This is a genomic window from Aromatoleum evansii (assembly GCF_045689615.1).
GTDB classification, from domain to species: domain Bacteria; phylum Pseudomonadota; class Gammaproteobacteria; order Burkholderiales; family Rhodocyclaceae; genus Aromatoleum; species Aromatoleum evansii.
Genome location: NZ_CP141259.1, coordinates 4,081,335 through 4,094,339, shown reverse-complemented (window position 1 = coordinate 4,094,339; position 13,005 = coordinate 4,081,335). Strand labels below are relative to the sequence as shown.

Below are 13,005 nucleotides of genomic sequence, written 5' to 3'. Positions count from 1 at the left end.
ACTCGGCCTTCGGCTTTCCCTCCCTACGTCCCGCAGCGATTAACCCGGATAGCAGTATCTACGCACCGCCCACCGGCAGCGCCTGCCGGTCGATCACCCGCCGCAGCACGAAGCTCGAATGCACCCCCGTCACGCCCGGAATGCGCGTGATGCGGTTGAGCAGCAGCTCCTGGTAGGCGTCCATGTCGCGCACCACCACCTTCAGCTGGTAATCCGCCGCCTGGCCGGTGATCAGCAGGCATTCCAGCACCTCCGGAATGTCCAGCACCGCCGCCTCGAAGTCCGTGAAACGCTCCTGCGTATGCCGGTCCATCGAAATCTGGATCAGCGCCATCAGCGTCAGGCCCAGCGCCTTCGCATTCACCTGCGCGCGATAGCCGGAGATGAGGCCGGACTCCTCCAGCGCCCGCACGCGCCGCAGGCAGGGCGAGGGCGACAGGCCGATGCGGTCGGCCAGGTCCTGGTTGCTGATGCGTCCATCCTGCTGCAGCACGCGCAGGATCTCACGGTCGTAGCGGTCGAGTTCCATTGGATTGCCGGTTTTGTGTTTGTGTTCGGTGTCCATGTCGTAAAATCTAGCACGCGAGCAATAATCTGCCAAAAATCGCCGTAGTGCACTGCAAAAACGCAAGCCTCTGCCAAGCGCAATTGCGTACCATGCTCCTCATCGACAACGACAACAGCGCCCGGACCCCATCATGTTGACCGACCCGTCCCGCAAGTACCGTCCCTTCCCGCCGGTAAACCTCCCGGACCGCCAGTGGCCCGGCCGCGTCATCGACAAGCATCCGATCTGGATGAGCACGGACCTGCGCGACGGCAACCAGTCCATCTTCGAACCGATGGACGCGGCGAAGAAGTTGCAGCTCTTCCACACGCTGTGCGACATCGGCTTCAAGGAAATCGAAGTCGCCTTCCCGTCCGCGTCGCAGATCGAGTTCGACTTCGTGCGCGAGCTCATCGAAGGCGGCCACATCCCCGACGACGTCACGATCGAGGTCCTCACCCAGGCGCGCGAGGAACTCATCCGCCGCACCATGGAATCAATCCGCGGCGCCAAGCGCGTGATCGTGCATGTCTATAACGCCACCTCCGAAACCTTCCGCGAGACGGTCTTCGGCATGAGCAAGCCGCAGATCATCGAGCTCGCCGTGTCGACCGTGAAGCTCATCAAGGAACTCGCGGCCCAGCAGCCCGAGACCGACATCCGGCTCCAGTACAGCCCCGAGACCTTCACCGCCACCGAGCTCGACTTCGCGCTCGAAGTCTGCAACGCCGTCACCGAAGCCTGGGGCGCGACGCCCGACAACAAGGTCATCCTCAACCTCCCCGCGACGGTCGAGGTCGCCACGCCCAACGTCCATGCCGACCAGATCGAGTGGATGCACCGCAACGTCGCCCGCCGCGACAGCGTCCTCATCAGCGTCCATCCGCACAACGACCGCGGCACGGCGGTGGCCGCCGCCGAACTCGGCCTCATGGCCGGCGCCGACCGCGTCGAAGGCTGCCTCTTCGGCAACGGCGAGCGCACCGGCAACGTCGACATCGTCACCCTCGCGCTCAACCTCTACACCCAAGGCGTCAATCCGGGCCTCGACTTCTCGGACATCAACGCCGTCGCCCGAACCGTGGAGCACTGTACCCAGCTCCCCATCTCCCCGCGCCACCCCTACGTCGGGGACCTCGTCTTCACGGCCTTCTCCGGCTCCCACCAGGACGCCATCAAGAAGGGCTTCGCGGCTCACAAGGCCGATCAACCGTGGAACGTGCCCTACCTCCCGATCGACCCGGCGGACGTCGGCCGCAGCTACGACTCGGTGATCCGGGTCAACAGCCAGTCCGGGAAGGGCGGGATCGCCTACCTGCTCGAAACCGAATACGGCATCGTCCTGCCGCGGCGCCTGCAGGTCGAATTCGCCGCCGTCGTGCAGAAGCACGCCGACACGCACAAGGGCGAAGTGACCGCCGCCGACATCTGGCGCCTGTTCTCCGAGACCTATCTCGCCAACGACCAGTCGGTGCGCTACGTCGAGCACCACCTCTTCGAGCACGACGCCGCGCAAGGCATCCGCCTCACGCTCGAAGTGAACGGCCAGCCGCAGATCCTCGTCGCCGAAGGCAACGGCCCCATCGACGCCGCGGTGCGCGCCTTGCACGGCATCGGCATCGACCTGCAGGTACGCAGCTACGAGGAGCGCTCCTTCGGCAGCAGCGCCCAATGCGGCGACGCCCGCGCCTACGCGCTGATCGAAGTCGCCCGCCCCGGCGCTGCCGGAGACTGCTTCGGCGTGGGCATCGACGAGAACATCGTCACCGCGTCGATCAAGGCGATGGTCAGCGCGCTGAACCGCGCCGGCGGCGCCGCGCTCGCGACCGACAGGCCGCACGCCGCCTGACGGGGCGGCAGGGCGCAGACGCGCGTGCGTCTGCGCCTCGCTGATCATGGGGCGAACACGATAGGGTGTCGCCCCGTCCGCTTTGGCGCGCGCCGATCCCTTGGCATGCACGCCGCTTGAACCCGACGTCGAGTTCGTCGACGACTCCCCCGCGCCTCCTGCGCCGTCCCCGCCGCAACTGCCGTCGAAACCTTCGCACACGTCCCGCGCGGCGCAGCGCTGATCGAGCATCGGCGCGCACCCAGTCGCGCCCAGCGACAGACGCACGTCGTCGCCTGCCCGGAGCTCGTATTGCCGGCGGTCTTGCTTGAGAAATCAATGGCTTGTGCAACAATTCATGCGGCACGCCGTACGCATTTGACAGGGGCATACCGCTCGGCTAAGTTGAGTGAATCCGAAATGCCCGAAGGCGGCCCGCACGGCGCTGGCAGGCATTTCCAGCCACAATAGGCCGATTGCATCTAGCTTAATATTGACGGATTCGGTCTACTACAATTGTTATGCATAAGAGGTACTTGCAGTGAGCTTCCCGCTTGAAATTACAGCGCAGATCAACAGCCACAACGGCAATTTCACGCGTAAGTTCACTTTGAATCGCGGCCTTACGGTTCTTCTTGGTCCAAACGGTTCTGGTAAGACGCACCTCCTCAGAGGGCTAAAGAACAGTCTTAGCCAGCATATGAATGGCAAGCATGTTCGCTTCCTGTCGGCCGGTCGTATGGGACTCTTAGAACAGTTTAGGTCTGATTATGACGGCCATCGGGGCGGAAACCCAGATTACGATCAAGCGACATATGGCAGCAAAGGGGATGCTTCTCGCAGACATCGAATGGAAACTCTAACTGGGGATTTCCAAACGCTCGCAGAACGGGCAGATATTCTGATAAAGATTCAGGAGAGGCTCAGGAAGCTATTTAAGAGAGATGTCCTCATCGATTGGGACGGAGGCAATCTAAAGATATCTTTTTCTCGATTAGATATTGATGCAAAACCGTATTCATCAGGTCGCGAGGCATCAGGCCTAATGCACTTGGTCGGGATACTTGCAGCACTTTATGACGACGAGGTAGGTGCGCTTCTTGTTGATGAGCCCGAGGTGTCCTTACACCCTCAACTGCAAGCCTTTCTGCTGAAGGAGCTTCTGAGTGTTGCTGGGCATCCTTCAGCTGGAGGCAATAAGAAGATAATCATCATTGCAACGCACTCAACGGAGATGCTTAAAATCCAAGGTCCGGAAGACCTGTTATCGCTAGTCTTCTGTTATGACCTCATGACAGACCCCGTTCAAATTCCGGCCGACGCAGGTGAGCTAAAGAATAAGAAAGTACAGAGCCTAATTGCCAGGCTTGGGCAAGAGCATAAGCTCTCGCTGTTTTCGAAGCGACCTTTGCTAGTCGAGGGGCCGTCGGATGTGATTATCTGCAGTGCCCTTGCTGGGCAACTAGATATGCATCTCGAAGCTGCCGGATCACAGCTTCTCCCCGTTATTGGCAAGGGCCAAATGCCAGTTGTTGCGAAGTTGCTGCGCCTTCTTGGAAAGAGCCCTGTTGCGTTGGCCGACGCAGACGGAATTGCTGACGGAGTTGATTTAATCAATTCCTACCTTATCGACAATCCAGTTGCAGATACGAATGCCAGTTCACTCGGATTTGCATCAGCACAGCAGATGGCGGGCTCAGTACTTGGGGATTTCTGCAAATTGGTCGATGGTCGATGGACCGAAATTTCTTCCAAGGCAGAAGCGCACCCATATTGGGTAAACAAAAAACACGATGAAGAGTTGCTGGCAAGGCGTCGATCTGCTTTGTGTGCACTATTCACGGCCGACTCGGATGAACTTTGCAAGCTTGCTCCTGACAATGCTTGGTTGAGTATCAAGACACGAGTCACCGCATTGCTCGACTTGCTAGAGCAGTCTGGTCTATTCATTCTGCGCAGAGGCTCAATAGAGTCCTATTACCTAAGCGCAGATCAGTTCGCTTCCATTGAAAAACCTAGCGTAGCCGTTTCCGAAATCGATCACCTCAATCAGCTTACACGCGCGGACATAGAGGGCGCGTACTCCGATGTGGTGCGCTGTCTTCGTTACGCCTCAAACGCTGAGGTAATTTGCGAGGCTGACGCATTGAGAGACTTGCTCCTTTCGGTGGTGGCCCCCGCACACGCAAGATTTAGGGGCGGCGATCCCTCGCAAAATTTCGACTTGTTGGCTCGCTCACTATTGGGCGAGAGATCAAAGATATTTGGTTTGGCCGTCGAAGGAGAGAAACTCATTGTCTCTATTAAAAGCAAGATACTTAACGTTAAAGGTTTTCCCGTTGCTCTTGGGAAGGACGATGACGTATTGAAATCGATCAATGTGGCTCTTGCAGCCAGTGCATAACCCGGCAGTCGAGCGGACCTGCGCGAAAAGCCGCGCAGGCCGCTCACTTCCACGTTGGATGGCAGGGGAATATTCATGAACCTGTTGAGCAAGCTGTTCCGTACGAAGTCCCCCCAGGTTCATAAGCCGTCGGGGGAATCCAAAGCATCCGGCGAGCTCATTGCCGAGCTAACTGGCGGCGCAAACTTGGTAGAAGGTCGCCGGACGTGGGAGCTGGCTGAGCAAAGGAAAGATGATCTTCACTACATGAAGGAGTGTTGTGAGGCAGAACTGAAAACCATGGAGAAGGCCGGCCTGGTTGCAGCGCCCTACTATTTCGAGCGTGTCGCGATCCTTTCGAGAAAAGAAAAGAACTACGAACAAGAGGTCGCTTACTGCGAGAGGTATATCGCAGCTGTTGAATCCTACTACCGCACCGATGGGACGGAGGGCATCGCAGATGTTCGGAAGGGGCCTAGGTTCCAGGCGATAGTGAAGCGGCTCAAGAAAGCCAAGGAGCTGTTAGGTCGTGCGGAATAGCCCCCCAACCAACGGCTTAGCCTGAGCGTTGGGCCTAGCATGCACATGATTCGACGCTTAGCAATTTGGTTCTGGAGGGCTTGGCCGGTTTTCGTTATGGCAGTACTCGGCTATGCACATTGGATTGCTCTTGCCCGCTTTCCAGCCGAGACGGTGTTGGTCAATAAACTCACCGGAACGGCTATGCAAATCGTGGGGGGGCTGATCGTCCTCTATTCGGTGGATAGCAATCTGGGGCTATTCCGGAATCAAAGCCTTGTGGCCACTGTCATAGCGTGGTTTCGTGAATGCCCGATCTTCGTGCGCGCCACCACCATTTCCGCAAGTGTCACGGCTTCCGGTAGCGCGTCGGCCAGCATCTCCGCCACCGTAATCCGCGCTGGAAAAACGATTGAAGAACGGTTTGCCGCACTTGAGGCCCGTTTCGAAGAATTACGCTCTGAAGTAGCTACGCAACATCGAGAGATCCATTCTCGCATCGAAGAGGTGAAATCAGAGCTTTCGAGTTCAATCGATCTAAATCAGTCAGCGCTCCACAAGTTGTCCGAGCAGGTAGAGAAAGCAACCGTTGGAGGTTTTAAGGAGCAGGCTTTCGGCGTAATGCTCGTAATTTACGGTGCGGTCACCAGTGTTTTTGCCTAGGAACAACCCGGCAATCCAGCGGACCTGTGCGAAAAGCCGCGCAGGTCCGGTCACTTCTACGTTGAGCCTCATGAATCACCTTTCAGCTCCGGCCGAGCATTGCATGCCGTACCACCAGTGCCGACTCCTGCATTCTCTGCGGCCTGCGGAGCATTCGAATGTTTGAGCTAAAAACTATTGCCCTGTTCCTTGTTACGGCAGTCGCCGAGATTGTCGGCTGCTACCTGCCATATCTTTGGCTCAAGGAAGGCAAGAGCGCTTGGCTTCTCGTTCCCGCTTCTTTGAGTCTGGCGCTTTTTGCGTGGCTCCTTTCGCTCCATCCCGCAGCGGCTGGGCGTGTTTACGCTGCCTACGGCGGCGTTTACGTTTTCGTCGCCATCATGTGGCTATGGCTCGTCGATGGCATCAAACCCACCGCTTGGGATATTGCCGGTTCTCTGGTTGCGGTGGTTGGCATGGCGATCATTATGTTTGCTCCACGGCATGCATAGCGTCCACAGGCTTCGCGTCTGTGGCCCAATTCGGCAAGCGAGCGGCCTGCGGGAAAAGCCGCGCAAGCCGCCCGCTTCCACGCCAAGCGGCCGGAACACAAAGGAGATCATGCGATGCGAAAACTGATCATGTGGAATCTCATCACCCTCGATGGCTGCTTCGAGGGGGCGAAGAGCTGGGACCTGCCGTGGCACGAACGGGTCTGGGGCGAAGAACTCGAACGATTCTCCCTTGAACAGTTGGCGTCGGCCGATGCGCTTCTGTTCGGCCGTATAACCTATGAGGGCATGGCCGCATATTGGCAGACGGCACAGGGAGATATTGCGGATTACATGAACCGCCTTCCGAAGGTGGTTTGTTCGCGCACCCTGCAGACTGCGGCCTGGAACAACACGACACTGGTGAAGGACAAGGTCGCAGAGGAAGTGGCCAGGCTGAAGCAACAGGGAAACGGAAACATATTCGTCTTCGGGAGCGCCGATCTCTCGAAGACGCTGATGAACGCGGGGCTTTTCGACGAATATCGTATTGGTATCGCTCCAGTCATTCATGGCAAGGGCAGACCCCTGTTTGCTGACGGATTGAAGCAGCAAGAGCTTCAGTTGCTCGAATCACGCCCGCTTTCGGTCGGCTGCGTGATCCTTCGCTATCAAGGTGTGGCGTGACACGCTGATCCCGAGACGGTTCGTCTGACAACGCCATCAACACAGGCAGGCAATAGCGTTGCGTCGCGCTGCGCTGGTCCGCCGGTTGTGGCGGACGTACCGCGGGGGCGACTGAATTCTGGAGCAAGACACAGGAATGAAGACTCAATACTTCGCAGCCACAAGTCTTGATGGCTTCATCGCCACCGAGGATGACTCTCTGGATTGGCTCTTTCCACTCGGCGACCTGAACGACTCGGGTTATCCCGAGTTTATTGCCGGGGTCGGCGCGCTGGCCATGGGATCGGCCACCTACGAGTGGATGCTTCGCAATTCGGAGAGGGTTGCCGCCGAAACGGGTTCGCCGTGGCCCTATGTACAGCCTGCCTGGGTATTCACCAGTCGCACGCTCCCGATCATCAAAGGTGCAGACATCCGGTTCGTGAAAGGGGATGTGCGCCCCATTCACGAGGATATGCGCGTTGCAGCCGGTACCAGGAACATCTGGATTGTCGGCGGCGGTGACCTCGCGGGGCAGTTCCATGATGCGGGTCTTTTGGACGAGCTGATCATCCAGATCGGTTCGGTCACCCTTGGCAGGGGCAAGCAACTGTTTCCTCGCAGGGTGTTGAGCCCGACCCTGCGCCTGGTATCGGTTCGTCAGATCGGTGCAGGGATGGCGGTACTCCGTTACGAAGTATGCAAGAGCGGTGGTGCCGACGCCGCCTGACGATTCACTACAGCGGACTGCCCTGATCGGGCGGCGGGCGTCGCGGGTGAACCATGCGTAACGAATTTGGGCTATGGTGAAGTGTTGCCGATGGCATTCCGCGGTCGGCGGATCATCGTAAAGGAGTCGTCATGGGACTTTTCAGCAGCATCCTCGCGAAGTTGGGGTTCGGCGATGACGCAGCACCCCCCGCAGGGTCGGCCGCCCCGGCTTCCGCAACCGCGGGAGCACAGTCCGCGCCCGCAACCCCGGCTGCCGCCCCCGTGGCGATCTCGCAGGTCGATGTCGTGGCGAAGCTTGAGGCACTTTCCGCCGCGAGTGCGCAGAAGCTCAATTGGAAGGTGTCGATTGTCGACCTGATGAAGCTGCTTGGCCTGGACAGCAGTCTTGCGGCGCGCAAGGAGCTGGCAGCCGAGCTTGGCTGTCCCGGTGACAAGATGGGGGATTCCGCGCAGATGAACATCTGGCTACACAAGACGGTCCTGCAGCGCCTGGCGGACAACGGCGGGAATATCCCCAGCGAGCTCCTGTAGCCGGGAGGTCCGGTTTCGGACGTTTGATCTCTTTTGCATGATCACCGCGCAATCCTGCGCATTCTTTGTTCAACAGAAGGAGCATCCAAATGGCGGGTTGGTTCGAGCTGAGCAAGAGTAGCGATGGACAGTTTCGCTTCGTTCTCAAGGCAGGTAACGGCGAGACGATTCTCACGAGCGAGTTGTACAAGGCCAAGGGGTCGGCGGAGAACGGGGTCGCATCGGTGCAGGCGAATTGCGGGAGCGATGAACGCTATGAGCGCAAGACCTCGTCTGCCGGGAAGGAGTTCTTCAATCTGAAGGCTGCAAATAGTCAGGTGATCGGGACGAGCCAGATGTATGCGTCCGCAGCCGCCCGCGATGCCGGCATCGCAAGCGTGAAGGAGAACGGGGCGACGAAGACGGTCAAGGACAACACCTGATCCGTTTGCCGCGCGGGGCGTCCAGGGGCACGCTTTCCTGGTCGCCTCGGCACGGCGGGAAGTCAGTCGTTCAACGGCAGGACGGCGCATAATCTCCCGGACTGGATCAATGAACGGGTAGCCGGGCTGCCCGAACTTCCGACGCTAGGATGAGCCCTCACGCCAACGTCACATGCCCCGCTTGCATGAGCCAGGACTGCCGCAAGTCCGGTTGGCGATCGGACGCCGAGAGGCACATGAATCCGGGGCTGCGGCCGTATCGTTGCCGCGCCTGCCATCATCGTTTCTGGGCGCCCCCCGCGTCGTCGGGCCGGCGCTTCGCTTTTTCCGCCGGCGCGCTGCCGCTGGTGCTCATCGCCATCGCGGTGTTCTGGGCCTTCGACGAGCCGCGAGTGGATGAACTCGCGACGAATGAGCCCGTGCCGGCGCGAGCCGCGATCGATCCGCATACGCTGAGGGAGGCGCAGGAAGGCGATGCGGACGCCCAGGTCCGGATTGCGAAGATCCTGCTGTTCGGTGGCGTGCAGGAGGGCGACCAGGCCGCCGAGGCGGTGCGTTGGTTGCAGGCGGCGGCGGAGAAGGGCAAGCCCGCGGCGATGGTGATGCTCGGAAAGCTCTACCGCAGCGGCTTCGGTGTGTTGCAGGACTACGGCCAGGCCGTGAGGTGGATCCGGACGGCAGCCGAAACGGGGGATCCCGACGGGATGCTCGAACTGGGGCGTTTGTACCGTGACGGCGTGGGTATGCCGCGGGATCCGGTGCTCGCCTACGTGTGGTTCAATCGCGCCGCGGCTGCGCTGCAGGTCGATGCGGTACGACATCGCGCGGACGTGGCGCGCGGCCTGACAGCGGACCAGCTGAAGGAAGCGCAGGCCCAGTCGCTGGCGCTTGACGCCAGCCAGGCCGACGCAAAGCTGGCGAAGGACGGCAGGCAATGACTGCGCCTTGGTCTTGCCGGAGTCATCGCGGGAAGCGCTACGCTTATCCCGCCTTGCGATCCGCGGTGTACTGAGCCGCGGCGAATGCGCCTAGGCGCCGGATCGCGTCCTCGAGGCGCGGCGACCAGGGGTAGCCGCAGTTCAGGCGCAGGCAGTTGCGGAAGTGGCCGGCGGCGGAGAAGAGTTCGCCGGGCACGATGGCGATGCCGGCCTGTGCCGCGTCCTCGAACAGCGCCATGCCGTCGCCGCCGGCCGGCAACTCGACCCACAGCACGAAGCCGCCCTGCGGCTGCGAGATGCGCGTGCCGGCGGGGAAGTGGCGCAGCACGGCTTCCGACATCTGCATGACCTGCTTGTGGAAGGCGCGGCGCAGGAAGCGCAGGTGGCGGTCGGAGGCCGTCGATTCGAGGTAGCGCGCGGCGACGGCCTGCGTCACGGGGTTCGTCGCGCCGGAGGTCAGCGTCTTCTGCAGCGTCACCGCGGCGTGATAGCGCCCGGCCGCGACGTAGCCCAGGCGCAGCGAGGGGATCAGGGTCTTCGACAGCGAGGAGCACAGCATGACGTTGCCGGTGGTGTCGAAGGATTTCAGCGGCCAGGGGCGCTGCGTGCCGAAATAGAGTTCGCCGAAGATGTCGTCCTCGATCACCGGGATGCCGCGTTCGGCGGTCAGCGCGGCCAGCCGCCGCTTTTCCTCGTCCGGCATCAGGCTGCACAACGGGTTGTTGAAGTTGGTGACGAGCAGGCAGGCGGCGATGCGGCGTTCGCGGCTGGCGATCTCCAGCGCGTCGACCGACAGGCCGAGTCGCGGATGGGTCGGGATTTCCAGCGCCTTCAGGCCGAGTTGCTCCAGCAGCTGCAGCATCAGGTAGTAGGACGGCGATTCGACGGCGACCGTGTCGCCGGGCTTGGTCACCGCGCGCAGGCACAGCAGCAGGGCTTCGGTGCAGGAGTTGGTGACGACGATCTCGTCGGCCGCGAGCGGCTGGCCCCAGGTGAGCGAATGCCGCACGAGCTGGCGCACGAGCTCGGGGTGGTTGAGCATGGAGTGGCTCGCGGCGTCGAGGAGGTGCCCGGCGTGGCGACCGATTTGCCCGTACAGCCGCTGCAGCGGCGCGATGGGGAGCAGTTCGGGGGCGGGCAGGGCGGCACCGAGGGGCACCATGTCGGGGCGACTGTTGAGCGTGACGACGCGCATCAGGCGGCTGCTGATGTCCACTGCCACCGGGCGGGTGCGGCGCGGACGCGCTTGCGGTTCGAGCTGGGTGGTGTGGCAGGCGGCGGGCGGGCGCACGAAGAAGCCGGATTGCGGCCGCGCCTCGATCTGGCCGCGTTCTTCGAGCTGGCGCAATGCCTGCACCACGGTCGAGATCGACAGCTTCTTCTCGCGCGCCATCGTGCGTACCGAGGGCAGGCGGTCGCCCGGGCGCAGGATGCGCTCGGCGATCATGCCGCTCAGCTCGTCGGCGAGCTGTTCATAGCGCAGCGCGCGCTGCTCCATGGGCCGTTCCTTTTCCGAAATGCGTGCGCGGTCATTGTCCGGCCGGCCGCCCGCGCCCGAAAGGTACAGTTGGGGTCGAAATCGACCGGTACACTTTGAAGAATCGCGAACTGTATCGATGTCAATTTCTGTTCCGTGTGTCTGTACTGGCGCGGTCGCGATTCCTAGACTGGCATTGCACCTTCAATGGATATCTCGGGAGAGCGATCATGCGCCTGTTGTCGAGCAGTGGAACGATCCAACTGGACGAATGGAGCCCGCTCGCGCTGCGCGACGCCAGCGGGCTGCGCGTGGAGTGCGCCCGCGGACGGATCTGGGTGACGGTGGAAGGGCAGGCGGGCGACTTTTTCCTCGACGCCGGCGACGGCATGCGCATCGCCACCAAGGGACTGGTGCTGATCGAAGGCGTACCGCGTGGCAGCGTGCGCCTGGTCGCCGACGCGCCGTGGCCGATCCGCTGGGCGAGCCGCCTGCTGAGCCGTGTGTATCGTCCGCGTGCGCAGCGTGCCGTTGGCGCTGCAGGAGCGGCGGTCTGATCTGCGGGTGACGTGCGGGGCCCGTACAATCGCGTAACGGCTCGCCGAGCTTGAGCGGCGCCGGACCCCGAACCGTTCGCACGACTGACCGGACCCCGCATGGACCGCTACACCGAAATCCGCAGCTTCGTCCTCGTCGCCGAGAAAGGCAGCTTCGCCGCCGCCGCGCTGGTCGAGGGCGTGACGCCCGTCGTCATGGGGCGCCGCCTCGACGGCCTGGAGAAGCGCCTGGGCGTGCGCCTGATGCACCGCTCGACGCGCGGCCTCACGCTCACCGACCTGGGCGAGCAGTTCCTCGAACAGTGCCGCCACCTGATCCACGAATTCGACGAGGCCGAGACCAGCGTCAGCGCCGGCCGCGATACGGTGCGCGGCCACCTCGTCGTCTCCGCCCCCGCGGCCTTCGGCCGCCGCCATGTCGCCGCGCACGCGCCGGCCTTCAAGGCGCGCTACCCGGAGCTGAAACTGTCGTTCAACCTCACCGACAGCGTCGTCGACCTGGTGCGCGAGGGCTACGACATGGGCATCCGCATCGGCGAGGTCACCGATCCGAACTATGTCGCCGTCCGCCTCTTCCCCAACCGCCGCGTCGTCTGCGGTACGCCGGGCTACTTTGCGCGCCACGGCGAGCCGCGCGTGCTGGAGGATCTCACCCGCCACAACTGCCTCGCCTTCAACCTGCAGGGCGGGCAGCAGCGCGGCTGGAGCTTCGTGCGCGACGGCAAGCTCGTCGCGGTGCGCGTCGATGGCGACCTCGACTGCAACGACGGCGAGCTGCTCTACAGCTGGGTGAAGCAGGGGCTGGGGATCGGCTGGCGCTCGACCTGGGAGATCCAGGCCGAGCTCAAGCGCGGCGAGCTGGTGACCGTGCTCGACGAATTCGCCGCGCCGACCTACGACATCCAGGCCGTGTATCCGCAGCAGCGCTACCTGCCGGCCAAGGTGCGGCACTTCATCGAATACCTGAAGGGCATCTACAACACGCCCGGCTATTGGGAGCGTGGCTAGTCACGGCGTCTCGGTGCGGTGTAATGTCCCGTCCGTGCGGGCGCCGCTGGTACGCCGAACTGGCGGGCGGGAGTGCGGTCGACTCCTTCGGGCACCATCGCGGATCATGTGATCCCGCGCACGTGCCTAGCGCGACCGGCACGAGTGCAGGTTCTGTATTGCCATTACGACAAAGAGGGCGTTGGTGCGCGTTTTGCCGCGGACACGACGAGCTCGGACACGGCGCCCTCCGCGGCGCCCTTTCCCCGCAGGACGAGGTAGCAG

14 protein-coding genes are annotated in these 13,005 nt (G+C 61.9%); 12 read left to right on the top strand and 2 right to left on the bottom strand.

Annotated elements, in window-relative coordinates; translation table 11 throughout:
* Positions 1-58 precede the first annotated feature (58 nt).
* Complete coding sequence (locus tag U5817_RS19145) at positions 59-529, bottom strand: Lrp/AsnC family transcriptional regulator (protein ID WP_407281104.1); 471 nt, start codon at positions 527-529, stop codon at positions 59-61.
* Positions 530-698: 169 nt separating this feature from the next.
* On the opposite strand from U5817_RS19145, the gene leuA reads away from it, so the two are divergent.
* The 10 genes from leuA to U5817_RS19095 all read left to right on the top strand — a co-directional run bounded on the left by leuA (position 699) and on the right by U5817_RS19095 (position 9,699).
* Complete coding sequence (leuA, locus tag U5817_RS19140; RefSeq protein WP_407278459.1) at positions 699-2,396, top strand: 2-isopropylmalate synthase; 1,698 nt, start codon at positions 699-701, stop codon at positions 2,394-2,396.
* Positions 2,397-2,916: 520 nt separating this feature from the next.
* The gene (locus U5817_RS19135; protein ID WP_407278458.1) at positions 2,917-4,779 is read left to right on the top strand and encodes an ATP-dependent nuclease; all 1,863 of its coding nucleotides are present in this window, start codon (positions 2,917-2,919) and stop codon (positions 4,777-4,779) included.
* A gap of 75 nt (positions 4,780-4,854) precedes the next feature.
* On the top strand, positions 4,855-5,298 hold the full coding sequence (locus U5817_RS19130; protein ID WP_407278457.1) for a hypothetical protein: 444 nt from the start codon (positions 4,855-4,857) through the stop codon (positions 5,296-5,298).
* Between the two features lie 96 nt (positions 5,299-5,394).
* Positions 5,395-5,940 carry a hypothetical protein gene (locus U5817_RS19125; RefSeq protein ID WP_407278456.1) on the top strand — a complete coding sequence of 182 codons (546 nt, stop codon included), beginning with the start codon at positions 5,395-5,397 and terminating at the stop codon, positions 5,938-5,940.
* Between the two features lie 158 nt (positions 5,941-6,098).
* Complete coding sequence (locus U5817_RS19120; protein WP_169132487.1) at positions 6,099-6,431, top strand: YnfA family protein; 333 nt, start codon at positions 6,099-6,101, stop codon at positions 6,429-6,431.
* A 114-nt stretch (positions 6,432-6,545) separates the two neighbouring features.
* Positions 6,546-7,097, top strand: coding sequence for a dihydrofolate reductase family protein (locus U5817_RS19115; RefSeq protein ID WP_407278455.1), 552 nt, complete (start codon positions 6,546-6,548; stop codon positions 7,095-7,097).
* 136 nt (positions 7,098-7,233) lie between these two features.
* Positions 7,234-7,806 (top strand): dihydrofolate reductase family protein, encoded by a 573-nt coding sequence (locus U5817_RS19110; protein ID WP_407278454.1) that lies wholly within the window; start codon positions 7,234-7,236, stop codon positions 7,804-7,806.
* 131 nt (positions 7,807-7,937) lie between these two features.
* Complete coding sequence (locus U5817_RS19105) at positions 7,938-8,339, top strand: DUF3597 domain-containing protein (RefSeq protein WP_407278453.1); 402 nt, start codon at positions 7,938-7,940, stop codon at positions 8,337-8,339.
* 89 nt (positions 8,340-8,428) lie between these two features.
* Complete coding sequence (locus U5817_RS19100; RefSeq protein WP_169132483.1) at positions 8,429-8,761, top strand: YegP family protein; 333 nt, start codon at positions 8,429-8,431, stop codon at positions 8,759-8,761.
* Between the two features lie 236 nt (positions 8,762-8,997).
* Positions 8,998-9,699 carry a tetratricopeptide repeat protein gene (locus U5817_RS19095; protein ID WP_407278452.1) on the top strand — a complete coding sequence of 234 codons (702 nt, stop codon included), beginning with the start codon at positions 8,998-9,000 and terminating at the stop codon, positions 9,697-9,699.
* Between the two features lie 43 nt (positions 9,700-9,742).
* On the opposite strand, the gene U5817_RS19090 is transcribed toward U5817_RS19095, so the two are convergent.
* Positions 9,743-11,197, bottom strand: a complete 1,455-nt coding sequence (locus tag U5817_RS19090) for a PLP-dependent aminotransferase family protein (RefSeq protein WP_407278451.1) — start codon at positions 11,195-11,197, stop codon at positions 9,743-9,745.
* 209 nt (positions 11,198-11,406) lie between these two features.
* Here U5817_RS19090 and U5817_RS19085 point away from each other — a divergent pair, with 209 nt between their 5' ends.
* Entirely contained in the window at positions 11,407-11,733 is a 327-nt protein-coding gene (locus U5817_RS19085) for a DUF2917 domain-containing protein (RefSeq protein ID WP_407278450.1), read from the top strand.
* A 99-nt stretch (positions 11,734-11,832) separates the two neighbouring features.
* The gene (locus U5817_RS19080; protein WP_169130562.1) at positions 11,833-12,741 is read left to right on the top strand and encodes a LysR family transcriptional regulator; all 909 of its coding nucleotides are present in this window, start codon (positions 11,833-11,835) and stop codon (positions 12,739-12,741) included.
* Positions 12,742-13,005: the final 264 nt, after the last annotated feature.

What these genes read in the sequence shown, in the direction of transcription:
- U5817_RS19120 (WP_169132487.1), top strand. Translation starts at nt 6,099, where the DNA reads ATGTTTGAGCTAAAAACTATTGCCCTGTTCCTTGTTACGGCAGTCGCC.
- U5817_RS19110 (WP_407278454.1), top strand. Translation starts at nt 7,234, where the DNA reads ATGAAGACTCAATACTTCGCAGCCACAAGTCTTGATGGCTTCATCGCC.
- U5817_RS19130 (WP_407278457.1), top strand. Translation starts at nt 4,855, where the DNA reads ATGAACCTGTTGAGCAAGCTGTTCCGTACGAAGTCCCCCCAGGTTCAT.
- U5817_RS19145 (WP_407281104.1), bottom strand. Translation starts at nt 529, where the DNA reads ATGGAACTCGACCGCTACGACCGTGAGATCCTGCGCGTGCTGCAGCAG.
- U5817_RS19080 (WP_169130562.1), top strand. Translation starts at nt 11,833, where the DNA reads ATGGACCGCTACACCGAAATCCGCAGCTTCGTCCTCGTCGCCGAGAAA.
- leuA (WP_407278459.1), top strand. Translation starts at nt 699, where the DNA reads ATGTTGACCGACCCGTCCCGCAAGTACCGTCCCTTCCCGCCGGTAAAC.
- U5817_RS19115 (WP_407278455.1), top strand. Translation starts at nt 6,546, where the DNA reads ATGCGAAAACTGATCATGTGGAATCTCATCACCCTCGATGGCTGCTTC.
- U5817_RS19125 (WP_407278456.1), top strand. Translation starts at nt 5,395, where the DNA reads ATGGCAGTACTCGGCTATGCACATTGGATTGCTCTTGCCCGCTTTCCA.
- U5817_RS19100 (WP_169132483.1), top strand. Translation starts at nt 8,429, where the DNA reads ATGGCGGGTTGGTTCGAGCTGAGCAAGAGTAGCGATGGACAGTTTCGC.
- U5817_RS19085 (WP_407278450.1), top strand. Translation starts at nt 11,407, where the DNA reads ATGCGCCTGTTGTCGAGCAGTGGAACGATCCAACTGGACGAATGGAGC.
- U5817_RS19090 (WP_407278451.1), bottom strand. Translation starts at nt 11,197, where the DNA reads ATGGAGCAGCGCGCGCTGCGCTATGAACAGCTCGCCGACGAGCTGAGC.
- U5817_RS19095 (WP_407278452.1), top strand. Translation starts at nt 8,998, where the DNA reads ATGAATCCGGGGCTGCGGCCGTATCGTTGCCGCGCCTGCCATCATCGT.
- U5817_RS19105 (WP_407278453.1), top strand. Translation starts at nt 7,938, where the DNA reads ATGGGACTTTTCAGCAGCATCCTCGCGAAGTTGGGGTTCGGCGATGAC.